Source organism: Streptomyces sp. NP-1717, from assembly GCF_022695985.1.
Taxonomy (GTDB): domain Bacteria; phylum Actinomycetota; class Actinomycetes; order Streptomycetales; family Streptomycetaceae; genus Streptomyces.
The window spans coordinates 1-23,776 of sequence record NZ_JAAPBF010000106.1; the positions used below are offsets into that span (position 1 = coordinate 1).

Below are 23,776 nucleotides of genomic sequence, written 5' to 3' on the forward strand. Positions count from 1 at the left end.
CCCCGCCCACTCGGTCGACCGCGCGTTCCTCCGCATGGAGCGCCGCCACCCCGGCGTCCGCTGGGACGCCGGCGGTGTCGCGTACCTGAGCGGCCCGCCCCCGGGCCTGGCGGACTTCCGCGCGTACGTGGGCTCACGCCTGCGCCGGCTGCCCCTCCACACGAGCCGGATCGGGGGCGGCACACGGCGCCCCCGCTGGCTGCCGGACGCGGACTTCACCGTCGACCGGCACGTCCACGAGGTGGTCGCGAAGGGCCCCGAGGGGTGGGACACCGCCCTGCACACCGCGCTCGACGCGCCGTTCGCGCCCGGCGCCCGCTGGGGGATCTGGCTGGTCCACGGCCATGTGCCCGACGAGTACGCCGTGTGCTACCGCTTCCACCACGCCTGCCAGGACGGTTCGGCCGCCGCGATGACCTTCCGGGCCATGCTGGGTGACGGGGAGCCCTCGGACCGCCCGGTGCCGGGGAAGGGGCGCCTGGCCGGTCTGCCCCGGCGGGTGGGCACGGCGGTCGGGCTGGGCACGATGTTCCTGGCCGGCTCACTCGCCGTTCGCGTCCGGCGTCCGGCCGTCCTCCCCGTCGCCCCCACGGGAGAGCGGCGGCTGACGCGGGGCCGCGTACCGGCCGACACCCTCCGCCGGATCGCCGAGGCCCACGGCGGATCGGCCCACGACGTCCATCTGGCCGCGCTCGCCGGGGCGTTGGCGCTCTGGTCGGCCCGGTCCGGCGTACCGCTTCCCCGGGTGACGGCGCTGCTGCCCGTTGACGCACGCCGCCCGGACGAGGAACAGACCTGGGGCAACCGCTGCTTCGCCCTGCCGCTGGAACTCCCCGTGCGGACCGCCCCGGCACGGGGGACCGGACACCGGGACGGCGACTCGCCCCTGCGGCGGCTGGAGCACGTCATGGCCACGACCCGCAGGCTGCGCGGCGAGAGGTGGCGGCAGGCCATCCAGGACCTGGTCCAGTACATGCCGGACCGTCCCACCGCGTGGTACATGCGAAGAATGCTCTCCCCGCGCGTCACCGACGTCATGGCCACGTCCATGCCGGTCGCCGACAAGGGAGGGCTGGGCAACAGCCGGGTGACGGGCGTCGCCCTGCTCCCCCTCCTCGTGCCCGGACACCTCTTCGGAGTGGGGCTGTCGTACTTCGGCGAGTGGGCCGAGACCTCCTTCGTGGCCGACCGCGCCCTCCCGCTCGGGGAACTGCTTCCGCGGCTGTGGGAGCAGGCCGTAGGTGAACTGGAGAAGGCCTCCGCGCCGGTGTGAGCGCGCTGTCGCCCAACCGCTCCCGGCGCCGTTTCCCTTGCGCCGTCCGCTCGTTGGGCACGGGCGGACACGTTCCGCCGCCCACCGGAAGACGCGTACGGCTTCCGTGGCCATACGGAAGACCCGGCACGACGGAGCAGCGCGATGGATGTCGCAGATGTGCACCACTCCTACCGGCGGCGCGCCGTTCTGCGCGGCGTCGACCTCCGGCTGCGGCCCGGCGTCCTCGCCGGGATCGTCGGGGAGAACGGCGCCGGCAAGACGACCCTGCTGAGGATCCTCGCCGGTGAACTCCGGCCGGACCGGGGCTCGGTGCGGCACAGCGGCCGGTTCGGCTACTGCCCGCAGTCCGTCGTCCTGGACGACTCCTTCACCGTCCGCCAGCACCTGGACTTCTTCCGGCACGCCTTCGGGCTGGCTGATCTGCGGCGCGCCGAGGAGGTGATGGAGACCCTGGCCTTCACCGAGTACCTCGACGAGCGCGCGGGACTGCTCAGCGGCGGCTCACGGCAGAAGCTGAACCTGACCCTCGCGCTCATGCACGACCCCGACGTGCTGCTGCTCGACGAGCCCTACCAGGGCTTCGACTGGGAGACGTACCTGCGCTTCTGGGAGCTGGCGACAAGGCTGCGCGACGCCGGACGCTCGGTGCTGGTCGTCTCGCACCTGGCGTACGACGTCGAGCGGCTGGACCAGTTGTGGCGCCTGGAGGACGGCCGTCTCCACCACCGCGACCGGTGCCCGGAGGCGGCGGCATGAGGCGGCACTGGTCCCTGTTCACCACGGCGTCCCGGTACGCGCTGATCGGGCACGCCCGCAACCGGTTCGCGATGCTGCTGGTGGTGGTGTACATCCCTCTGTGGATCGCGCTGGCCTACGTGACCATTCCCGACCGGCCCGCCCCGTTCCGGCTGCGGGCCACGGGCGAGGTCCTGACCCCGCCCGGCAACCACCTCACACAGATCACCGGCGCGCTGAACGCGGTCACCCTGATCGCCGGGTTCATGATGTTCGCCGCCACCTTCACGGGCGGCGCCTTCGACCGGCGCCTGGCCATGGCGGGGTACCCGCGTCACCACCTGCTCCTCGCCAAGCTCTCCGCGCTCACCCTGGTCTGCGCCGCCGTCGCCGCGTACGCCACGGCCGCCGCCGGGTTCGCCTGGTCACCACGGCAGCCCCTCGTGCTCGCCGCCGCGCTGTTCTGCGCCGCCCTGACCTACGGCGCCCTGGGCGTGGTCTTCGGCTCGGTGCTCCGCCGTGAGGTGGAGGGCATGTTCGCGATCCTGATGATCAGCATCATCGACGTCGCCCTGCAGAACCCCCTGTCCAGCTCCGGGTCGGACAGCGCCGTCGTGCGCTTCCTGCCCTCGTACGGAGCCGTACAGGCCAGCATGTCCGCGGCCTTCTCCACCGCGCCGGTGCTCCAGGGACTCGCCGTCCAGCTGCTGTGGCTCCTGGTGGCGGCGCTCGCCGGCTTCATGGTCTTCCGCCGGCGTACCCGCGACGCGCTCCCACCGGAACGGAAGCGACGCACCGCGGACCGCCCCGTGCCCGGCGCGAACGCGGACGCGCCCGCGCACGTACCGGAGCCCGGCGCGGTCGCACAGCGCGCGGGACCCAACTGACCGGTGGACCGCCCCCGTTCCGCCCGACGGGTGCGTGACCTGCGGGAGCCTGAGATCGTTCTGGAACCGGGCGTCGATTCGCCGCCCGGCCATCAGGATCACCACGCAAGGAGCACCACCCCCATGACTCTTTCGCGCACCGTCCGGAGCACGGTCGTCACCGCGGCTCTCCTGTCCGCCTCGGCCCTGACCTTCCCCGCTTCCGCCGAGGCGGCTCCGCTGCCGCCCGCGTGTCAGGAAGCGCTGCTCACCACCCTCGACAAGTTCCCCGTCGCGGACTTCACGGTCCCCGACAAGGTCCAGAGCGGCGCGCTGGAGGAGTTCGGGAGCCTGAGCGAGGCCGACCAGGGGGCGTTCACCGAGAAGGCGTGCGCCGCCTGGAACAACTGGGCCACCAGGAACGGCCAGGCGGTGGCCACGGACCTGGACACCCGCTACCGCAACGCCGCCGGACCTGTGTGCAACAAGTTCACCACCTCCGCGATCGGGACGCTCAAGAAGTACGCCCCGAACGTCCCCGCCGAGACGAGGGAGTTGGAGAAGGTGGCGAAGAAGGTCTGGCAGAACGTCATGGGGAAGCTCGCGGTGGAGGCCACCAACGCCGACTGCCGCAAGGCCTACAACGGCGTGAAGACCGGCTGGTAGCGCCCCCGCCGCATGACAAGGCCGCGGCCCGGCTGCCCGGACACACTCCGGGAGCCGGGCCGGACCGCCTGACCGCGTGCCGTTACGAGGGGGACTGGGCGAAGTCCTTGGTGCGGATCGCGGCGAGTGAGACCACACCGGCGACGAGGGCGATGAGCGCGGCGACCAGGAGGATCTCGTTGAGGCCCGAGGTGAAGGCCGCCGTGGCGAGATCCTTGACGGGGTCGCGGACCTCGGGCGGGAGGGAGCCCAGAGCCTGGGTGACCGTGCCGGACTGGACGGCGGTGGAGAGCTGCGTGCCGAACTCCCCGATGCCGGGGATGCCGCCGATGTGCTCGCTCACATAGGACTTGACCTTGCTGGAGAACAAGGTGCCGAGCAGGGCGATACCGGTGGCGATGCCGATCTGACGGAACGTCGAGTTGATGCCCGAGGCCATACCGGCGTGGGCCGGCTCCACGACACCGACGGCGGTCGACGCCAGCGGTGGATTGACCAGACCCAGACCGGCCCCGGACATGATCATGCCCGGGATCAGATGGGTCCACTCGCTGGAGGCGTCGAGGCCCCGCATCCACAGCAGCCCACCACCGATCATCAGCAGACCGGGTCCGATCAGGAATCGCACCGGCATTCTCGACGAGAGGCGTCCGGAGATCGTCGACACCACCAGGATGCCCGCGGAGATCAGCAGCAGCCGCATGCCCGCGCCCAGGGCGCTGTATCCGAGCACGTCCTGGAGGTAGAGCACGAGGTAGAGCAGCATCGACAGGATCGAGGCGCTGAGACCGAAGGCCGCCACCAGGCCACCGGTGAAGGTCGGTTTCCGGAAGAGCGACAGGTCGAACATCGCCTGCCGGGTTCGCAGCTCGACCACGACGAACGCGGACATCAGCACGACCGCCGCGGCCAGGCACCCGATGACGACGGGGTCGGAGAACGAGTCGTGACTCGACTGGATGAGCGCGTACACCAGGCTCGACAGGGCGGCGGTGAAGAGTACGAAGCCCGGCCAGTCGGGGTGGCGGGCCCCCGGCTGCCGGGACTCGGCGACCTTGACCAGGGTGATCGCGACGGCGATCGCGCCGATCGGCAGGTTGACGTAGAAGATCCACTCCCAGGACAGCCCGGTGGTGAGCACACCGCCGAGCAGCGGTCCGACGGCCACCGCCAGGCCGGTGATCGTGCCCCAGATCCCGAAGGCGACACCGCGGTCCTTGCCGCGGAACGCGTCCGCCAGCAGGGCGAGCGAGACCGAGAACATGATGGAGCCGCCGACTCCCTGGATGCCCCGGGAGAGTTGCAGCATCAGCGGACTGCCGGCGAGCCCGCAGAGCAGCGACGCGAGACTGAAGATCACCAGGCCGATCACATAGAGCTTCCTGCGGCCGTACATGTCGGCGAGGCTGCCCGCGGTGAGCAGCAGGGAGGCGAGGGTGAGGGAGTACGCGTCGACGACCCACTGGAGGTCGGAGAAGCTGGCGTGCAGTGACCGCTGGATGTCGGGCAGTGCCACGTTCACGATGGTGATGTCGAGCAGCAGCATGAACGTGCCCAGGCACACGGCCGTCAGTGTCCACCATTTGTTCAGCGCGGTCGGGGGGCGCCCGGCCCGGGGACCGCCGGGAGCGTGACCGTGCGGGCCGCCCCCGGAAGCGTCTGCGGCGCGGGACGGACGGGAGCCGTCCGGCTCGTTCTCAGTCATGCTCATTCCCTCTTCTCGGCCCGGCGGGCGTACCCGTCCCCGACTATCTCCCTCGGGCGGCCCGACCCCCTCTTCACCGCGCGGGCCAGCCGGGGGAACCTGTCAGGGCCTCCCGAGGTCCGGCGGCCGGCCGGGAATTCCCCGGCTCGCACCGGGGACCGGGGCGGGGGATACTGTCGCGGGCATGGTCGAACTCGATGCCCTCGAAGCCACCCGTGAGGCGTACGACGCCGCTGCCGTCACCTACGCGCAACTGTTCAGCGACACGCTGCGTGACAGTCCCCTCGACCGCGCGATGCTGGGAGTCTTCGCCGAGGCCGTGAGCGCGAGCGGGGACGGCCGGGTCGCGGACCTGGGGTGCGGACCCGGCTACATCACCGCGTATCTGGGGGAGTTGGGGCTGACGGCGTTCGGTGTCGATGCCTCTCCGGTGATGATCGGGCTGGCCCGGCAGGAGTATCCGGGCCTGCGGTTCGACGTGGGTTCGATGACCGCGCTGGACATCGCCGACGGCGTGCTGGGCGGCGTACTCTCGCGTTGGTCCGTCATTCACACCCCGCCGCCGGAACTCCCGGTCATCCTGCGGGAGTTCCATCGGGTGCTGGCGCCCGGCGGTCACCTTCTGATCGGCTTCTCGGCAACCGACGACCCGTCCGTCCTGACGCAGGTCTTCGATCACGCGGTCGCGCCGGCCTACCGGTGGTGGCCCGATCACCTCGCCGCGATGCTGCGCGAGGCCGGGCTGACCGAGATCGCCCGGATGGTCCGCGAGCCCCGGCCCACCGACCGGCGGCAGTTCCGGGAAGTTCAACTGCTCGCCCACAGAGCCTAGGCCCTGTCCGGCGGATCTTCGGGGGCCCGGAGCGCCTGGCACGGCACCTCGCCGCGTTGTCAGACTCGTCCAAGTATGTCCAGTACGAGCACGATCTTCCGCCTTGCGATGCACCGCACCAGACGCCCCGGGCTGATCCCCGAAGATCCGCCGGACAGGCCCTAGTCGAGCCGGTGTTCCCGTGGTTCGAGCCTTCGCTCACCGGTGGAGCGACGCGGTGAGGCGTCGCAGTGAGGCCTGGGCGGGCGGGCCCCAGGTGGGCTTGCCTCCCGGGCGGCCGCGGACGCCGGCCTCGCCGATGTGGATGCCGGTCAGGGCGCGCAGCACCGCCCAGCCGCGGGCGCGGCGCAGAGCCGCGGCGTCCGCGGTGGGCCGGTAGACGTCGTGGAAGCGGTCCGTGCCGCCGTCCGGCAGCAGGATCCAGGCGGCGGCGAGGTCGAAGGCGGGGTCGCCGGCGAACAGGTCGCCGAAGTCGATCACGCCGGAGATGGTGCCGTCCGCGGTCAGGACGTTGGCCGGATGCAGATCACCGTGGAGCCAGAGGCGCGGGCCCGTCCACTCGGGCGCGGCTGCGGCGTCCTCCCACACCGCGCGAACGGCGTCCGGGTGGCGGATCAGTCCCATCTCGGTCGCCGAGGCGAGCTCGCGGGTGAAGTGTTCGGCCGTGTCGGTCAGCCTGCCCCCGCGATGGCGGCCCTCGGGCGCCTCGTCGGGCGCCGGCCGGTGAAGGGCCGTCAGGAAGGTGGCCAGGGTCTCGGCCGCCTCGGCGGCGCGCGTCGCGGGGGCGCGGTCGGCAGGCTCGCCCGGTACCCAGGTGGTGACGAGCCAGGGCCGCGGAAACCGCTCCGAGGGCTCACCCAGGCGCTGCGGTACGGGGACCCGCAGCGGAAGGTGCGGGGCGAGGACGGGCAGCCAGGCGTGTTCCTTGCGCAGCAGCCCGTCCGCTGACTCGGTCGCCCAGGGCAGCCGGACGGCGAGGTCGTCGCCGAGCCGCCACACCTGGTTGTCCCAGCCACGCGCTCCGAGTTCCAGAGGGTGGTCCGCGAGGTCGGGGTGCTGCTCGCGCAGCAGATCCCGGATCAGTTCCGCCGTGATGTCCGTCCTGGTGTCCGTCATGCCGGGCAACGGTAGTGGGTGGCTCCGCCGCCGTACGCCGGAGGCGATCGGCGGCGACGGCGGCGCGTAGGGTGCCCGGATGATCGAGGTACCGGAGGCGTTCGCGCGGAGCACCGTCGCGCGTGAAGGAGAGCCCGGGGCCGCGTGGCTCGCGGAACTGCCCGGGATCGTGGACGAGATCCTGGAGCGCTGGGGATGTGCGCCGGACGGCGGGATCATGCACGGGGGTGTCGGCGTCATCGTCCCGGTGCGGCGGCGGGACGAGTCGGCCGCCGTGGTGAAGGTGTCGTTCCCGCACACCGGCAATGTGCATGAACCGGACGCGTTCGCTGCCTGGGGCGGTCGCGGGGCCGTCCTGCTGCACGCGCGCGACGACGAGCGTTACGCGATGCTGCTCGAACGCGTCCGGACCTCGACCCTGGCGGAGGCCGGGGACGGCGACGAGGTGGTGGCGGTCGCGGGGCGGATCAACCGCCGGCTGGCCGTCCCAGCGCCGCCCGGTCTGCCCCGGCTGTCCGGGCGGGCCGAAGAGTGGGAGGAGCGACTGCGCCAGGACGCGGCGGAGTTCGCGCCCGCCCTGTCGCGACGCGTCGTGGACGCCGCCGTGGACACCGCCCGCGAGCTGGGCCGCGTCCAGCCGGACACCCTCGTCCACGGCGACCTCCACGCCAGGAACATCCTGCGCGCGGACCGCGAGCCCTGGCTGGCCGTCGACCCCAAGGGGTACGCGGGCGACCCCGCCTACGACGGCGGCACCCTGCTCAAATCGCGCGCGCTGACGCTTCTTGGGGCGGACGATCTGGGCAAGGCCGTCCACCGCGTCGTGGACATCTTCTCGGAGGCGGCGGAGGTCGACCGGGTGCGCGTGCGGCGCTGGGCCCAATTCCACGCCGTCCAGGCCGCGTTCTGGGGCCGCCGCCACGGATTTCGCCGTGCCCGCTGCGGACGGGAGCTGGAGCGGCTCACCGAATTCGCCGACAACCTGGCCGAGTTGCTCACGGAACACGTCCAGGGACTCTGAAGACGGGGGCCGGCGGCGATCCCGCCCGTCGCAGCCCGGTGTGCTTCAGGGGCGGTTGGTCAGGTAGCCGCCCATCGAGGTGAAGTACTCCGTCGCGGGCAGCTCCCGGCCGTCCTCGGTCCGTACGCGCGTGATGGCCAGGCCGTGGTTGCGGCCGGTGCGGGCGTCGGCTCCGGCGACGATCACCACGCCTTCGCCCTCACGGTAGAAGACCCGGCCGGGCGTACCGCCGTAGCGGCCCTGGGAGACCACCGCGGCGAGGACGTCGAGCCGCTTGCCCCTGTGGAAGGTGAAGGCGCTGGGGTACGGCTCGGACTGGGCGCGGACCAGGCGTTCGAGGTCTTCCGCCGGCCAGGCCCAGTCGATGCGGATGTCCTCGGCGGACCGCTTGTGGAAGAAGGTCGCCTGTGAGCGGTCCTGCTTGGTGAACTCCGTCTGCCCGGCGGCGATGAGTCCGAGCGCGCCGACGGTCACCGGCGCGATGAGATCGACGGTCTTGTGGAAGAGGTCGGTGGCGGTGTCCGCCGGCCCGACCGGAACCGACTCCTGTCGCACGATGTCACCGGCGTCGAGTTCGTCGTCCATCATGTGCGCGGTGACGCCCACTTCGGTCTCCCCGTTGATCAGGGCCCAGATCAGCGGGGAGAACCCGGCGTACTTCGGCAGCAGCGAGTCGTGGACGTTCAGGGTGCCGTGGCGGGGGAGGCCGAAGATCCGCGGAGGGATCCAGGTCCGCCAGTTGTTGGCCACGATGATGTCCGGGTCGGCCTCCTTGAGACGCTCGAACAGCTCCTCGTCGTCGGGGCGGTTGCGGATCAGCACCGGGACGCCGTGCTCCTCGGCGAGGTCGGCGACGGAGTCGCTCCAGATCTTTTCGTACGCGTGCTCGCTCTTGGGGTGTGTCACGACCAGCACCACGTCGTGCTCGGACTCCAGAAGGGCTTGCAGGGTGCGATGCCCCCAGGTCTGGTAACCGAACATGACGACCCGCATGGGGTTCCTCCTCGGAGCAGGGAATGACCGAGGGTAGTTAAGCAAGGCTTACCTTAGTTTGCAACTGGCCCCCCGGGCAGGCCAGTCGGCGGGTACCGGCGCAGGACACCCACTCGACAGTCGTTGGAGATTAGCTTAGGCTCACCTAAGTTCAAGGTGGGGTCGCTTCGTCGGCGTGCCCACCTTTCGTATGTCTTACCTGCCCCCCACGCCTGACAGGCGGCTTCCCCGTATGAATGGGAGTGACATGTCACAGGTTCTTCCTGGCGACGCAGCACCGGTCTACGACCTCATAGGCATCGGCTTCGGGCCGTCCAATGTGGCGATGTCGATCGCGGTCAGTGAGCACAACGCACGCGTCGGCAGTCAGGAGCCGGTCACTGCCCACTTCTTCGAGCAGCAGCCGTCCTTCGGCTGGCACCGGGGCATGCTGATCGACGACGCCACCATGCAAGTGTCCTTCCTGAAGGACCTGGTGACGCTGAGGAACCCGACCAGCGAGTTCAGCTTCCTCTGCTACCTGCAGAGCAAGGGGCGGCTGATCGACTTCATCAACCACAAGAACCTCTTCCCGCTGCGGGTGGAGTTCCACGACTACTTCGAGTGGGCCGCGGCCAAGGTCGACGACATGGTCTCCTACGGCCACGAGGTCGTCGGCGTCACACAAGTGGTCCGCGACGGAACCGTGGAGTATCTGGACGTGACGGTCCGCTCCGGGGAGGGCCTCGTGGTCCACCGGGCCCGTAACCTCGTCATCGGCTCCGGGCTGCGGCCCCAGATGCCGGCGGGCGTGGAGCGCGGTGACCGCGTCTGGCACAACTCCGAACTGCTGAAGAAGGTCGACGGACTGGAGGGCACCTCGCCCTCCCGGTTCGTGGTCGTGGGCGCCGGGCAGAGCGCCGCCGAGAACGTGGCCTACCTGCACCGCCGCTTCCCCGAGGCCGAGATCTGCGCGGTCTTCTCCCGCTACGGTTACAGCCCCGCCGACGACAGCGCCTTCGCCAACCGGATCTTCGACCCCGAGGCGGTCGACCAGTACTTCGCCGCCCCCGAGGACATCAAGAGCCGGCTGATGGGCTACCACGGGAACACCAACTACTCCGTGGTGGACATCGACTTGATCGACGACCTCTACCGGGAGATGTACCGGGAGAAGGTCCTCGGCACCGAGCGGCTGCGCTTCCTCAACGTGTCCCGGCTGGTCGACGTGAAGGAGACAGCGGACAAGGCCCGCGCCACGGTCAAGTCCCTGGTCACGGGTGAGGAGTCCTTCCTCGACGCCGACGTCGTCGTGTTCGCCACCGGCTACGGGCCCGCCGACCCCGTCGGCCTCCTCGGCGAGGTCGCGGACCGCTGCCTGCGGGACGACGAGGGCCGCGTCCGCGTCGAGCGCGACTACCGCGTCGCGACCGACCCCGGCCTGCGCTGCGGCATCTACCTCCAGGGCGGTACGGAGCACACGCACGGCATCACGTCCTCCCTGCTGTCCAACACCGCGATCCGGGTCGGCGAGATCCTCGACTCGCTGCTGGACCGCGGCGTCAAGTCCGCCTCGGGCCAGGCCCGGCGGGTCGCCGACGGAACCAGCAGCACCGCACGCTGAACCCTGTCCGCCGGCGGGGGCGCCGGATGCCCGACCGGCCATGTCTTCCGCGTAGATCAAAGGGATAACGTACGTCGAATGAGCACGACTGCGGTCAAGCGCCCGCTGCCCAAGGGCGGTACGGAGGCCCGGAGGCACCGGGGCACGGGACTGGGCACGCTGGTGGTGATCCTCCTGATCACGGGGGTGGTCTCACTGGCCGTCGGTGCCCGCGCGCTGAGTCCCGCCGAGGTGTGGCACGGGTTGTTCGCGGCGGCGGACTCCGATCAGCGGCTCACCGAGATCAGGCTCATCGTGCAGACCGTGCGGGTGCCCCGTACGGTGCTCGCGATCGTGGCGGGCGTCGCCCTGGGCGTCGGCGGCGCGCTGATCCAGGGGTACACGCGCAACCCGATCGCGGACACGGGCCTGCTCGGGGTGAACGCGGGCGCCTCGTTCGCCGTGGTGACGGCGATCGCGCTGTTCGGGCTCACCAACCCGTTCCAGTACGTCTGGTTCGCCTTCCTGGGGGCGGCCGTCGCCGGTGTCGTCGTGTTCGGCCTGTCGAGCATCGGCAGGGGGGCGGGCAACCCCCTGACGCTCGCGCTGGCGGGGCAGGGGGTCGCGGTGTTCCTCGCGGCGATGACCACGGCGGTCTCGCTGTCGGACCAGAAGTCGCTGAACGCGCTGCGGTTCTGGAACTCGGGCTCCGTGGCCGGGGTCGGGTTCGACGTCATCTGGCCGGTGACCGCGTTCATCGCGGCCGGGCTGATACTCGCGCTGACCACGCTTCCCTCCCTCAATCTGCTGAACCTGGGCGACGACGTGGCGCGCGGGCTGGGAGTGAACATCGCGCTGAGCCGCACGGTCGGCATCCTCGCCATCACCCTGCTGGCGGGCGCGGCGACGGCGGCGTGCGGCCCCATCGCCTTCCTCGGTCTGATGGTGGCGCACGTGGCCCGCTATCTCACGGGGCCGGACTACCGCTGGCTGGTGCCGTACGCGGGTCTGCTCGGCGCCCTGGTCCTGTTGGTCAGTGACATCGTGGGGCGACTGGTGGTGCGGCCGGGCGAGTTGGACTCGGGCGTCGTGGTCGCCCTCCTCGGCGCCCCGTTCTTCGCGGGCCTCGTGTGGCGAGGAAAGTTCAAGAGCGCATGAATGAGACAAGCGTCGCGACGGACGCCACGAAGGACGCCGGCACCACGAAGGACGCGAAGCGGTCGGTCGCGCCCGGCGTACGGCTCGGCCGGCTCTCCTTCGTCTGGCGCCCCTGGATGGTCCTGGTCACGCTGCTGCTGACGGCGGCGACGTTCCTGGTGTTCTGCGTCTCCATCGGCGTCGGTGACTTCCCCATCGGTCTGTCCCGGGTGATCGCCACGATCCTCGGCCGGGGCGAGCAGGTCGACGAGTTCGTGATCATGGATCTGCGGATGCCGCGTGCCCTCGCCGGTCTCGTCGTGGGCATCGCGCTGGGGGTGTCCGGTGCGATCACCCAGTCCGTCGCGCGCAACCCGCTGGCCAGCCCGGACATCCTGGGAATCACCTGGGGCGCCGGCGCGGTCGCGGTGTTCCTGGTGACGGTGTCGGGCGGCACCGCCACCGCGGTGGTCAACTCCGTGGGCCTCTCCGCGGCGGCGCTCGCGGGCGGCCTCGGTACGGGGCTGCTCGTCTACTTCCTCGCCTGGCGGCGTGGGATCGACGGCTTCCGGCTCATCCTCATCGGCATCGCGGTGAGCGCGGTGATGCAGGCGATCACCACCTGGCTGCTCGTCAAGGCCGACATCAGGGACGTGGCCCGGGCCCAGGCGTGGCTGGTCGGCTCGCTGGACAACCGGTCGTGGGACGAGGTCCGGGTGGCGCTCTGGTGCACGCTCGTCCTCATGGCCGTCGTCGCGGCCGCCGCCTTCCAGTTCAAGCCGATCCATCTCGGCGACGAGATCGCCGCGGGCCTGGGGGTCCGTCATTCGCGGGTACGGGCGCTGCTGCTGCTGTGCGCGGTGCTGCTGGCCGCCGTGGCGGTGGGCGCGGCGGGCCCGGTCGCGTTCGTCGCGCTGGTGGCGCCGCAGGTGGCGATGCGTCTGGTGCGCTTCCCGACACCGCCGATGGTGGCCTCCGGTCTGGTCGGCGCGCTGCTGCTGATCGGCGCGGACCTGATCGCGCGGGCCGCGCTGCCGAACAGTCTCCCGGTCGGTGTGGTCACCGCCGCGATCGGCGGACCGTTCCTCGTCTATCTGCTGGTGAGGGCGAACCTCCGACAGACGGATAGATGATAAAAAGGTTAGGCAATCCTAATAAGGGGGGCTTGTGGTCGCTCAGTCCATCACCGAGATCGAGTCCGAGACCAAGTCCGAGTCCAAGTCCGGTTCCGGGCCAACGGCCGTGACCGGGGCCGCGATCGGGCCCGTCGCCGGCGGCGTCGCGCGACTGGCGGCCAGGGGCGTCACGGTCGGGTACGGCGGCCGGACCGTCATCGACGGTCTCGATGTCGCGATCCCGCCGGGGGTGATCACCACCATCATCGGCCCCAACGGCTGCGGGAAGTCGACCCTGTTGCGCACCCTGACCCGGCTGCTCAAGCCGGCCCGGGGGACGGTCGTGCTGGACGGAGACGACATCGCCCGGCTCAGAACCAGGGACGTGGCGAAGAAGCTCGGTCTGCTGCCGCAGGCGCCGGTCGCCCCGGAGGGGCTGACGGTGGCCGACCTCGTCGCCAGGGGCCGTCATCCGCACCAGAGTTGGCTGCGGCAGTGGTCGTCGGACGACGCCGACGTCGTGGAGCGCGCGCTGGCCATGACCGGGGTGGCCGATCTGGCCGACCGTCCGGTGGACTCGCTGTCGGGCGGCCAGCGTCAGCGCGTCTGGATATCGATGACGCTGGCTCAGGGCACCGACCTGCTGCTGCTGGACGAGCCGACCACGTATCTGGACCTGGCGCACGCGATCGACGTGCTCGATCTGGTGGACGATCTGCACGAGGGCGGGTGCACCGTCGTCATGGTGCTGCACGACCTCAATCTGGCGACGCGTTACAGCGACAACCTCATCGTGATGCGAGAGGGGTCGATCCTGGCGCAGGGGCATCCCCGTGACGTCATCACCGCCGAACTGCTGCACGAGGCGTTCGGGCTGCGCGCCCAGGTGATCGACGCGCCGGTGGGGGACAGCCCGATCATCGTGCCGCTCGGCCGTACACACGTGTAGCGCCTGCCCGTAATGCCCGGTCCAACCCTTGTCCCAGCCAAGGGAATTCATAAGTTAGGCTAGGCTAACCTCACCTGCTCGGGTTAAGGTTTGGCTGCCCTAAGACGAGGGCGCAGCGGACAGTGCGATCACAAGGGATTCCGGATGCTCTTCCACAGAACGACGCTCGCGAAGCCACGGCGGCGACTGGCGGCGACCCTGTCCGCCGCCGCCCTCGGCATCGGCCTCCTCACGGCTTGTGGTTCCGACTCGGCGGACGAGACGAACGACGACGCCCCGGCCGCTGCCGCCGGCGGCGCGTTCCCGGTCACCGTGGAGCACGCGTTCGGGTCCACCGAGGTCACGAAGGCTCCGAAGCGGGTCGTCACGGTCGGCTACACCGACGACCAGGCCGTCCTGGCGTTCGGTATCAAGCCGGTCGGCATGGTGGACCAGTACCCGAACCCCGAGGGCCAGTCGCCCGACATCAACACCCAGTGGCCGTGGGTGAAGGACAAGTGGGGCGACGCGCGCCCCGACGTCATCATGAAGAACGGTGACTCGGGCCCCAACTACGAGAAGATCGCCGCCCTGCGCCCGGACCTGATCATCGCGGTCTACTCCGAGATCGACCAGGCCGGCTACGACAAGCTCTCCAAGATCGCCCCGACCGTGGGCCGTACGAAGGCCGAGAAGGAGCCCTTCAGCGCTCCCTGGCAGGACAACGCGGCCCACATCGCCAAGTCGCTCGGCAAGGAGGACGAGGGCGCCGAGATGGTGCGGGGCATCCAGGAGAAGCTCGACACGGCGAAGAAGGCCAACCCCGGGTTCGCCGACCAGACCGCGGTCGTCATCTCCTGGTACAAGAACTCGATCTCCCCGTTCACCTCGACCGACGTGCGCGGTCAGCTGGTGACCGGCGCCGGGTTCACGTACCAGACGAAGATCGACGAACTGGCGGACGGCGGTTTCTCCACCGAGCTCTCCCCCGAGCGCATCGATCTGATCGACGTCGACCGCATCTTCGTCGTCAACGACAAGGCGGACACCGAGGCGTTGAAGAAGTTCGAGCTGTTCGCCAACCTGCCGGCGGTCAAGAACGGCAACGTGTCCTACCTGCTCGACAGTGAGGGCCCGGCGGTCGGCGCGGCCATGTCTCAGGGCACCCTGCCGTCTCTGCCGTACGCCATCGACGAACTCGTCAAGTCGGCCAAGTAAGGGATGACGACCGTGATCAGGCACCGACGAGACCCGATGTCCGGGTGAGCGCCACCGAAACCCGCGCGGCCCCGGCGGCCCTGCGGACGGCGACCGGGCGCGAGGCCACCCGGTGGGTCGTGGCGCACTGCCGCGAGACACCGTGGCTGACGTTCGCCACCGTGCTCAGCACCGTGGCGGGGGCGGCGCTCCAAGTGCTCCCGGTGCTCCTGTTGGGCAGGGTGGTCGACGGGGTGGTCGAGGGCGAGTCGCGCTCGGTCCTGGTCACGGTCGGAAGTCTGATGGGGGCCGCCGCGCTGCTCGGCGCGGCGGCCACCGCCGTGTCGACGTACCTGATCGGGCGTCTCGGCGCGGATCTGCTCGCGCGGCTGCGTGAGCTCGCCGTCCGGGCGGTACTGGGAATGCCGAGCGAGCGGATCGAACAGGTCGGCCGGGGCGATGTGCTGTCCCGCGTCGGCGACGACGTGGCCGTGCTGTCCAAGGGCATCCGGACGGCCATCCCCACCGTGTTCTCCGCGGGCGTGCTGGTCTTCATCGCCACGGTCGGCATGTTCGGACTGGACTGGCGGCTCGGTCTGGCGGGCGCCGGCGCGCTGCCCGCGTACGTGCTCGCGCTGCGCTGGTACCTCCCGCGGTCCGCCCCCCTCTACCGCAAACAGCGCGTGGCCCAGGCCGACCGGGCGCAGGCGCTGATCAGTGGGCTGAACGGCATCGACACCGTACGGGCGTACCGCCTGGAGGAGTCCGTCCGCGAGACGGTCGACCGGGAGTCGTGGCGGGTGCGCGATCTCGGTGTCGAGGTGTTCCGGTTCTTCGGCAGGTTCGTCGGCCGGGAGAACCGCGCCGAGTTCATCGGGCTCGTCCTCATCCTCGTGGTGGGGTACGCCCTGTTGGAGGCCGACGCCGCCACCCTCGGTGAGGTGTCGGCGGCCCCCCTGATGTTCCACCGGCTGTTCACCCCGCTGGGCGCCATCATGTTCACCTTCGACGAGGCGCAGAAGTCGGGCGCGAGCCTGACCCGTCTGGTCGGGGTGCTGGCGGAGGACACCGAGGACCGGCTCGTGGGCGACCGTTCCGTCGCCCCGGCGGACGCCGCGCCGTATCCGGTGACGGTGGAGGGGCTGACGTTCGGTTACCCCGGCACCGGCGAACCGGTCCTCAGGGACGTCGATCTGACGATTCCGGCGGGCGGTTCGCTCGCCCTGGTGGGGGCGACCGGTGCGGGCAAGTCCACCCTGGCCGCGCTGATCGCCGGGATCGGGACCCCGCAGGCCGGGTCGGTGCGGATCGGGTCGCACGACCTCGCCGGTCTGGACGAAGCCGGTTCGCGGGCTCTGGTGAGCATCCTGACGCAGGAGACACATGTGTTCTCCGGTCCGCTCGCCGACGACCTGCGGCTCGCCGCGCCGGACGCGACCGACGACCAGCTGACGGACGCGCTGCGCACGGTCGGCGCGGGCGGCTGGGTCGACGCGCTGCCCGAGGGGCTGAACACCCCGGTCGGGGAGGGCGGAGAGCGTCTGGACGTCACCAAGGTCGCCCAGATCGCCCTGGCCCGGCTGGTGTTGGGGCGCTCGCCGGTGGTGGTGCTCGACGAGTCGACCGCCGAGGCGGGCAGCGAGGGCGCCGCCGAGCTGGAGCGGGCCGTACTGGCCGCGTGCGCGGGCCGGACCACGCTCTTCGTGGCGCACCGGCTGACCCAGGCGATGGCGGCGGACCGGATCGCCGTGCTGGACGCGGGACGCGTGGTGGAGCGTGGCACCCACGAGGAGCTGGTGGCTCTGGGTGGCCGGTACGCACGACTGTGGCAGGCCTGGCGAGAAGGTAGTTAGGCCCACCTTAATTAGGCGAACCTAAGTTAGGCTAGGCTAACTTTTCATGCCTGGAAGGGATGCTGAGTCTTCGATGCTGGAACCGAGCGCTCGTCTCGTACTGCTTTCTCCCACGCGTCTGGCCGACGTGCGCCGGCGGACCGGTGACTACTCGGACCGGACCATCGCCGGAGCGTGCGCCGTCGGACTGTCGTACTGGGCGACGGGGCGGAGCCCCGAGGGCATCGACCTCGCCCCCGGCACGCTGTTCGCCGACGTCCTCGGCTGGGTCGACAACGGCGGCGCCGGGCCGGGCGGTTGGGAGACCGGCGCGGTCGGGGCGGACGGCTCGGACGGCTGGAGCATCGCCGTCCCCGAAGGAGTCGCGCCGGCCGACGCGCAGCTCGCGCTGGACGACCTCGCGGACTTCCCCGACCGGCCGCTCGGCACCATCGCCCCGACCAGCGCGCCGGCGAGGCTCAGGACCCTGGCCGAGTGGAACGACAACACGGCCGACCGGGCCCGCCCGACCGTCGTGGAGATGTTCCGCGAACAGGCACGGACGAGGCCGGACGCCGTCGCCGTCGTGGACGACCACCGATCGCTGACCTACCGTCAGACGGCCGAGCTCTCCAGCCAGTTGGCACACCGGCTGATCGAACGCGGTCTCACCGCCGAACAGGTCGTCGGCATCTCGCTGGGCCGCTCCGCCGACATGGTCGTCGGGCTGCTCGCCGTACTCCAGGCGGGCTGCGCCTTCGTGCCGCTCGACCCGCAGTGGCCCGCCGAGCGCCGGGCCGTCGTCATCGAGGACGCCCGGGTCGTCCTGCAGCTCAACGCCACGGGCGAGCCCGGACCGGGTGAACCCGACGCCGAGCAAGTCGACATCGACGACTGGAAGTTCGGCTCCCACCCCGCCGAGGGCACCGGGACGTCCGTCCCCGGCGCGGCCCTCGCGTACGTGATCTTCACCTCCGGTTCGACCGGCCGTCCCAAGGGCGCGATGATCCGGCACGAGGCGATCGGCGAGCGCCTGCTCTGGCAGGTGAACGAGATCCTGGGCTTCGGCCACGACGACGCGTCGCTGTTCAAGGCGCCGCTCTCCTTCGACATCTCCATCAACGAGATCTTCCTGCCCCTGGTCTCCGGCGGCCGGCTGGTCGTCCTGCGGCCCGGCGGTGAACGCGACCCGCACCATCTGCTGAGCGTGATCGCCGAGCAGCGCGTCACCTTCACCTACCTGGTGTCGTCCATGCTGGACGTCCTGCTGGAGATGGCGGGCGACACCGGACGTCTCGACAGCCTGCGGCACGTCTGGTGCGGCGGCGAGGTGCTGACACCGGAACTGTACGAACGGTTCCGCACCCGGCTCGACATCCCCCTGTACCACGGCTACGGCCCGGCCGAGACGACGATCGGTGTCTCGCACGTCATCTACCGGGGCGCGGCGGAACGCCTGTCGACGTCGATCGGCAGAGCCAACCCCAACACCCAGCTCTACGTACTGGACGACGAACTGCGCCCCGTCCCGGTCGGGGTCGGCGGCGAACTGTACGCGGGAGGCTTCCTCCTGGGACGCGGATACGTCAACGCGCCCGGCCTGACGGCCTCCCGGTTCGTGGCGAATCCGTTCGCCGACGACGGGTCACGGCTCTACCGCACCGGCGACCTCGCGCGGTTCGCCCCGGACGGCTCGCTGGACTTCCTCGGCCGCGCCGACAACCAGATCAAGATCCGCGGCATGCGGCTGGAGATCGAGGACGTCGAAGCCGGACTCGCGGAACATCCCTGCGTACGGCACACCTGCGTCGTCGCGAAGAAGAACGCGGCCGGCGGCACCTACCTGGTGGGCTATGTGATCCCCGCCGCCGGGAGCGAGGGGCTGCGGGCCGACGAGGTCAGGGCGTGGGCCACCGACCACATGGTCGAGTACATGGTGCCCGCCCACACCGTCGTACTGAAGGAGTTCCCGCTCACCGCGAACGGCAAGGTCGACCGGAAGGCGCTGCCGGAGCCCGTGATCGGGACGGGGACGGTCCTGCCGCCCGCCACCGAGGACGAGCGAGTGGTCTGCGCGGCCGTCGCCGCCCTGCTGCGGCTGGACGAGGTCGGTGTCAACCAGGACTTCTTCCAGCTCGGCGGAGACAGCATCCTGGCCATCTCGCTGCTCAGCGCGCTGCGCGAGGCGGGCCTCTACGTCACGGCGCGGCAGATCTTCGCCAACGGCAACGTACGGGCGCTGGCCGCGGTGGCGAGCCGCGAGGACGTCACCACCGTGGACCACCGCGACGTGCCGACCGGCTCCGTCGCGGGATCGCCGATCGTACGGTGGCTCGGCGAGACCACGGACGCGATCGACGGATTCGTACAGTCCGTGGTGCTGAACACCCCGGCGGAGCTGACCGCCGACGCCCTCGACGCGATCCTCGACGCCGTGGCCGGACGGCACGACATGCTGCGCGCCAGGCTGGTGCGGGGCGAGCGCTGGAGCTTCGACATCCCGCAGGCGCCCGCCCGGCCGGCCCCGGAAGCGGGCCGGTCCCACGCGGTGTGGCAGGAGAGCGACCGTCCGCTCGACGAGTGCGTCGCGCTCGCCACCGGCGCGCTCGACCCCGACAACGGCGCGATGCTGCGCGCGGTCTGGCGCCCCGGGCCACGGCACCTGGTCGTGGCCGTCCACCATGTGGTGGTCGACGGCGTGTCCTGGCGGATCCTGATGGAGGACCTGGCCACCGCCTGGCGGCAGTTCGGCGCCGGCGCGCCCGTGGAACTGCCCCCGGTCGGGACCTCGTTCCGGCGCTGGACGCAGTTGCTGGAGCGCGCGGCGTTCGACGCGGACAGCGCCTACTTCCGGCGCGCCCTGCCCGGAGCCGACGGGCCGATCGGCAGGCGGGCCCTGACCGGGGACGACACCGTCGCCCGCGAAAGGACCCGGACCGTCGCGGCCGGTCCCGAGACCACGGCCGCGCTGCTGGGCGAGATCCCGGCGAAGTTCCACGCCGGCGTCAACGACGTGCTGCTGACCGCGCTCGCCGTCACCCTCGCCCGGTGGCGCCGCGATCTCGGACAGGACCAGAGCTTCGCGCACATCGAACTGGAAGGACATGGCCGCGAGGGACGGTTCGTGGCGGGGACCGCGGGCTTCGAGCCCGAACTCTCCCGCACCGTGGGCTGGTTCACCACCCTGTTCCCGGTGACCGTGGACCCGGGTGCGGCGGCCGACCTCACCGCGCCCGAGTATCTGGCCGCCGCGCTCAAGGCGGTGAAGGAGGACCTCGCGCGGGTCCCGGACAACGGTGTCTCCTACGGCGCACTGCGGTATCTGGCAGACGCCGAGTTCGACGCGCCCGCCCCGCAGGTGCTTTTCAACTATCTGGGCCGCTTCGACGCCGGAGCCTCCGGCGACTGGCAACTGGCGGGCACCACAAGGCAGTTGGGCGAGAGGCGCGACCCGAGGATGCGTCTGCCGCGCGCCCTGGAGTTCAACGCGATCGCCGAACCCGCCGCGAGCGGCGCGTACGAACTGGTCACCACCATCTCCTGGCCCGACGGAGTGTTCACCGACGACGACATCGCCACGCTCGGGGAGTACTTCCGGAGCGCCCTCACCGGGCTGGCCGCACTCGACCACGGCGGCCACTCGCCCAGCGACTTCCCCCTGGTGCCCCTCACCCAGGCCGACGTCGACACCCTGGACGGACCGGCGCTGCGCGACATCCTGCCGCTCACGCCGCTGCAGGAGGGCCTGTACTTCCACTCCGTCTTCGACGACGACTCGGCCGGCAGCTATGTCGAGCAGCAACTGATCACGCTGGACGGCGAGGTGGACGGGGGCCGGCTCGCCGCGGCCGCCACCCGTCTGCTCACGTTGTTCCCGAACCTGGCCGCCCGGTTCACCGCGCTCGCGGACGGCCGCGTGGTCTGCGTCCAGGAGGACGGTACGCAGGCGCCGTTCACCACCCTGGACCGGCCCGGCATCACCGACGAGGAGATCCGCGACCTCGCGGAGCGGGACCGCCGCGCCGGATTCGACCTGGCCACCGGGCCGTTGATGCGGTACACACTCATCCGCGCCGGCGCGGGCCGGAACGTCCTGGTGCAGACGGTGCACCACATCATCGCCGACGGCTGGTCGGTGCCGCCGATGCTGCGCGCGCTGCTGGCCGAGTACCACGCGCCCGGCACCGTGTACCCGCTGGGCGGCTTCTCCGACTACCTGGGCTGGCTCGCCGAACGCGACGAGGACGAGAGCGACCGGGTGTGGCGCGGTGAACTCGCCGAGCTGCCGGGACCGTCGCTGGTCGCCGAGGAGCACACCCCCTCCGACCGGTTCGCCGACACCTCCGTGGATCCCGGCGAGGACGGCGACGACATCGACGCGGCCGTCCGGGCCGCCGGCGTACCGCTGAGCGTGGCGGTGCACAGCGCGTGGGCCCTGACACTGGGCGGCATCCTGCGAGGCACGGACGTCGTGTTCGGCTCCACGGTCTCCGGGCGCGACGCCGACGTGCCCGGCATCGCGGACATGGTCGGACTGTTCATCAACACGATCCCGGTCCGCGCCGATTGGACGGACACCACCACGGCGCGCCAACTGCTCGCCGCCGTCCGGGAACACCAGAGCGCGGTCCTGCCCCACCAGCACGTCTCGCTGGCGAGGATCGGCCGACTGGCCGGTGTCGGCGCCCTGTTCGACACTCTGGTGGTGTTCGACGTCGCGACCGACGTGGACGCGCTGCGCGGACCCGACGACCGGCTGCGTATCTCCGACATCGTCAACGAGGGCGCCCCGCACTACCCGTTGACACTCGTGGTGGAGCGCACGGGCGACGGGCGTCCGCGCTTCAACCTGATCTACGACGGCGAACTCCTGCGGGAGGCGGGCGCCGAGGCGATCCTGCGTACGTTCACCCGGACCCTCACCGGCCTGCTCACCCGGCCGGACACCCCGGTCGCCGATGTGGCGGCCGGGGCCGGGCGGACTCCCGAGCGGATCACGCCGACCACCCTCGGCGGGCTGTTCGACGCCGCGGCGCGCCGCGACCCGGCCGCGACCGCCGTCACCCAGTGCGCCCTCGACGGCGGCACCCGCTCCCTGACCTACGGTGAACTGGCCGACGCCAAGAACGAGTTGGCCTCCGTACTGCGCGCGGCCGGTGTCCGGCCGGGCAGACGGGTGGCCGTCGCCGTCCCGCGCTCCGTCGAGCAGGTCACCGCCCTGGTCGCGATCGTCTCCGCGGGCGGCGCGTACGTACCACTCGACATGGCGTACCCGGACGAGCGCCTGGAGTACATCCTCGCCGATGCCGCTCCGCAGGTCGTCCTCGTCGACCGTGCGCAGCGCGACCGCTTCACCGGGCTGCTGTCCCGTGCGGGCGTGCGGGCCCGCGTACTCGTCCAGGGCGACGAGCCGCCGCCCGCCGGCTCCCACCCCGACGCGCCGGAACCCGCGGCCGACTGGCGCGAGCCCGCGTACGTGATCTACACGTCCGGATCGACCGGCAGGCCCAAGGGCGTCGTCGTCCCGCACTCCAGCGTCGTCCCGCTCCTCGCGAACACCCGACCCGGCATGGACTTCGGCCCCGGCGACGTGTGGGTGCAGTTCCACTCGTTCTCCTTCGACTTCGCGGTCTGGGAGCTGTGGGGCGCGCTGGCGCACGGCGGTGAGCTGCTGGTGCCTGAGTACGGGCTTACGCGCTCCCCGGTCGACTTCCACCGGCTGGTACGCGAGCGCGGAGTGACCGTCCTCAACCAGACCCCGTCCGCGTTCTACCAGTTCATCGAGGCGGACCGGCACGCGGAGCGGCCCGTGACGGCGCTGCGCCGGATCATCTTCGGCGGTGAGGCGCTGGACCTCGGGCGGCTGCGCGGCTGGGTCGAGCGCCACGGCACCGCTTCGCCCGAACTGGTCAACATGTACGGCATCACCGAGACCACCGTCCATGTCACCCACCGGGTGCTGACCGACGACGACTTCGGACCCGGCGACGACGTCAGCCCGATCGGCGGCCCGATACCCGGCCTGGCCACCTATCTGCTGGACGACCGGCTCCGGCCGGTGCCGCCGGGCCGGGAGGGCGCCATCTACGTCGCCGGCGACCAGGTCTCGCTCGGCTACCTGGGCAGGCCGGGGCTGACCGCCGGCCGATTCGTGGCGAACCCGTTCACCGGCGACGGCTCCCGGATGTACCACACGGGCGACCTCGCCCGCCGGACGCTCGACGGCGAGCTGGAGTTCACCGGCCGCGCCGACGACCAGGTGCAGCTCAAGGGCTTCCGTATCGAACTGGGTGAAGTGGAGTCCGCCGTCCGGGAACTCGACGGTGTGGTCGACGTGGCCGTCACCGTGGCGGACAGCGGCGACCACCTCGTCGCCCATGTCGTGGGCCGGGTGCCCGACGACTCCTCCCGCCTGCTGGCGACGAAGCTGCCCGCGCACATGGTGCCGGGCCGGGTGCTGCCGGTCGACGCCCTGCCGCTGACGGTCAACGGCAAGCTCGACCGCGAGGCCCTGACCGAACGAGCCGCACAGGCGGGGGAGTTCACCGAAGACGCCGAGCCGGGCGGCGCCCCCGGGTCCGGATACGGGTCCGGACCCGGGGGCGCGCTCGCCGCGCTGGTCCGCATCTTCGCCGACACACTGCCCGGCGCCACCACCGTGGACGGCGACACGGACTTCTTCATGGCCGGGGGCGACAGCATCGTCGCCATCACCGTGATCAACCGCGCCAGGGCGCTCGGCCTGCCGATCGCGCCCCGTGACGTGTTCCTGTTC

At 71.2% G+C, this 23,776-nt stretch carries 16 protein-coding genes; 13 read left to right on the forward strand and 3 right to left on the reverse strand.

Annotation, left to right across the window (positions count from 1 at the left end; genetic code table 11):
- The 4 genes from GXP76_RS20900 to GXP76_RS20915 form a co-directional block, all read left to right on the forward strand.
- A partial coding sequence (locus GXP76_RS20900) for a wax ester/triacylglycerol synthase domain-containing protein (protein WP_242573094.1) occupies nt 1-1,273 on the forward strand: 1,273 nt, incomplete at its 5' end.
- Between the two features lie 144 nt (nt 1,274-1,417).
- The gene (locus tag GXP76_RS20905) at nt 1,418-2,032 is read left to right on the forward strand and encodes an ABC transporter ATP-binding protein (RefSeq protein ID WP_242573095.1); all 615 of its coding nucleotides are present in this window, start codon (nt 1,418-1,420) and stop codon (nt 2,030-2,032) included.
- Nucleotides 2,029-2,898, forward strand: coding sequence for an ABC transporter permease (locus GXP76_RS20910; RefSeq protein WP_242573096.1), 870 nt, complete (start codon nt 2,029-2,031; stop codon nt 2,896-2,898). Before GXP76_RS20905 ends, GXP76_RS20910 begins: the two co-directional genes overlap by 4 nt.
- Before the next feature lie 123 nt (nt 2,899-3,021).
- Nucleotides 3,022-3,543: a hypothetical protein gene (locus GXP76_RS20915; RefSeq protein WP_242573097.1), complete on the forward strand. Its 522-nt coding sequence runs from the start codon at nt 3,022-3,024 to the stop codon at nt 3,541-3,543.
- 82 nt (nt 3,544-3,625) lie between these two features.
- Here GXP76_RS20915 and GXP76_RS20920 read toward each other — a convergent pair whose 3' ends face one another.
- The gene (locus tag GXP76_RS20920; RefSeq protein WP_242573098.1) at nt 3,626-5,248 is read right to left on the reverse strand and encodes an MFS transporter; all 1,623 of its coding nucleotides are present in this window, start codon (nt 5,246-5,248) and stop codon (nt 3,626-3,628) included.
- 184 nt (nt 5,249-5,432) lie between these two features.
- Between GXP76_RS20920 and GXP76_RS20925 the strand changes: the two genes are divergently transcribed.
- Complete coding sequence (locus tag GXP76_RS20925; RefSeq protein ID WP_242573099.1) at nt 5,433-6,080, forward strand: class I SAM-dependent methyltransferase; 648 nt, start codon at nt 5,433-5,435, stop codon at nt 6,078-6,080.
- A 198-nt stretch (nt 6,081-6,278) separates the two neighbouring features.
- Here GXP76_RS20925 and GXP76_RS20930 read toward each other — a convergent pair whose 3' ends face one another.
- On the reverse strand, nt 6,279-7,196 hold the full coding sequence (locus GXP76_RS20930; RefSeq protein ID WP_242573100.1) for an aminoglycoside phosphotransferase family protein: 918 nt from the start codon (nt 7,194-7,196) through the stop codon (nt 6,279-6,281).
- A gap of 79 nt (nt 7,197-7,275) precedes the next feature.
- On the opposite strand from GXP76_RS20930, the gene GXP76_RS20935 reads away from it, so the two are divergent.
- On the forward strand, nt 7,276-8,217 hold the full coding sequence (locus GXP76_RS20935; protein ID WP_242573101.1) for an aminoglycoside phosphotransferase family protein: 942 nt from the start codon (nt 7,276-7,278) through the stop codon (nt 8,215-8,217).
- Between the two features lie 45 nt (nt 8,218-8,262).
- On the opposite strand, the gene GXP76_RS20940 is transcribed toward GXP76_RS20935, so the two are convergent.
- Nucleotides 8,263-9,210 (reverse strand): methionyl-tRNA formyltransferase, encoded by a 948-nt coding sequence (locus GXP76_RS20940; RefSeq protein WP_242573102.1) that lies wholly within the window; start codon nt 9,208-9,210, stop codon nt 8,263-8,265.
- A gap of 247 nt (nt 9,211-9,457) precedes the next feature.
- On the opposite strand from GXP76_RS20940, the gene GXP76_RS20945 reads away from it, so the two are divergent.
- The 7 genes from GXP76_RS20945 to GXP76_RS20975 all read left to right on the forward strand — a co-directional run.
- Nucleotides 9,458-10,813: a lysine N(6)-hydroxylase/L-ornithine N(5)-oxygenase family protein gene (locus GXP76_RS20945; RefSeq protein WP_242573103.1), complete on the forward strand. Its 1,356-nt coding sequence runs from the start codon at nt 9,458-9,460 to the stop codon at nt 10,811-10,813.
- A gap of 78 nt (nt 10,814-10,891) precedes the next feature.
- The gene (locus GXP76_RS20950) at nt 10,892-11,950 is read left to right on the forward strand and encodes an iron ABC transporter permease (RefSeq protein ID WP_242573104.1); all 1,059 of its coding nucleotides are present in this window, start codon (nt 10,892-10,894) and stop codon (nt 11,948-11,950) included.
- On the forward strand, nt 11,947-13,062 hold the full coding sequence (locus GXP76_RS20955; RefSeq protein WP_242573105.1) for an iron chelate uptake ABC transporter family permease subunit: 1,116 nt from the start codon (nt 11,947-11,949) through the stop codon (nt 13,060-13,062). Before GXP76_RS20950 ends, GXP76_RS20955 begins: the two co-directional genes overlap by 4 nt.
- A 109-nt stretch (nt 13,063-13,171) precedes the next feature.
- Nucleotides 13,172-13,993, forward strand: coding sequence for an ABC transporter ATP-binding protein (locus GXP76_RS20960; protein WP_242573109.1), 822 nt, complete (start codon nt 13,172-13,174; stop codon nt 13,991-13,993).
- 144 nt (nt 13,994-14,137) lie between these two features.
- Entirely contained in the window at nt 14,138-15,190 is a 1,053-nt protein-coding gene (locus tag GXP76_RS20965; RefSeq protein ID WP_242573106.1) for an iron-siderophore ABC transporter substrate-binding protein, read from the forward strand.
- A gap of 44 nt (nt 15,191-15,234) precedes the next feature.
- Complete coding sequence (locus tag GXP76_RS20970) at nt 15,235-17,022, forward strand: ABC transporter ATP-binding protein (protein ID WP_242573107.1); 1,788 nt, start codon at nt 15,235-15,237, stop codon at nt 17,020-17,022.
- Between the two features lie 73 nt (nt 17,023-17,095).
- Nucleotides 17,096-23,776 (forward strand): non-ribosomal peptide synthetase (locus GXP76_RS20975; RefSeq protein WP_242573108.1); only part of this gene is annotated, 6,681 nt, incomplete at its 3' end.

Bases quoted from the DNA above. Each gene is read 5' to 3' on its own strand.
- GXP76_RS20945 (WP_242573103.1), top strand. From the start codon at position 9,458: ATGTCACAGGTTCTTCCTGGCGACGCAGCACCGGTCTACGACCTCATA.
- GXP76_RS20955 (WP_242573105.1), top strand. From the start codon at position 11,947: ATGAATGAGACAAGCGTCGCGACGGACGCCACGAAGGACGCCGGCACC.
- GXP76_RS20915 (WP_242573097.1), top strand. From the start codon at position 3,022: ATGACTCTTTCGCGCACCGTCCGGAGCACGGTCGTCACCGCGGCTCTC.
- GXP76_RS20950 (WP_242573104.1), top strand. From the start codon at position 10,892: ATGAGCACGACTGCGGTCAAGCGCCCGCTGCCCAAGGGCGGTACGGAG.
- GXP76_RS20940 (WP_242573102.1), bottom strand. From the start codon at position 9,210: ATGCGGGTCGTCATGTTCGGTTACCAGACCTGGGGGCATCGCACCCTG.
- GXP76_RS20935 (WP_242573101.1), top strand. From the start codon at position 7,276: ATGATCGAGGTACCGGAGGCGTTCGCGCGGAGCACCGTCGCGCGTGAA.
- GXP76_RS20925 (WP_242573099.1), top strand. From the start codon at position 5,433: ATGGTCGAACTCGATGCCCTCGAAGCCACCCGTGAGGCGTACGACGCC.
- GXP76_RS20965 (WP_242573106.1), top strand. From the start codon at position 14,138: ATGCTCTTCCACAGAACGACGCTCGCGAAGCCACGGCGGCGACTGGCG.
- GXP76_RS20905 (WP_242573095.1), top strand. From the start codon at position 1,418: ATGGATGTCGCAGATGTGCACCACTCCTACCGGCGGCGCGCCGTTCTG.
- GXP76_RS20920 (WP_242573098.1), bottom strand. From the start codon at position 5,248: ATGACTGAGAACGAGCCGGACGGCTCCCGTCCGTCCCGCGCCGCAGAC.
- GXP76_RS20930 (WP_242573100.1), bottom strand. From the start codon at position 7,196: ATGACGGACACCAGGACGGACATCACGGCGGAACTGATCCGGGATCTG.
- GXP76_RS20910 (WP_242573096.1), top strand. From the start codon at position 2,029: ATGAGGCGGCACTGGTCCCTGTTCACCACGGCGTCCCGGTACGCGCTG.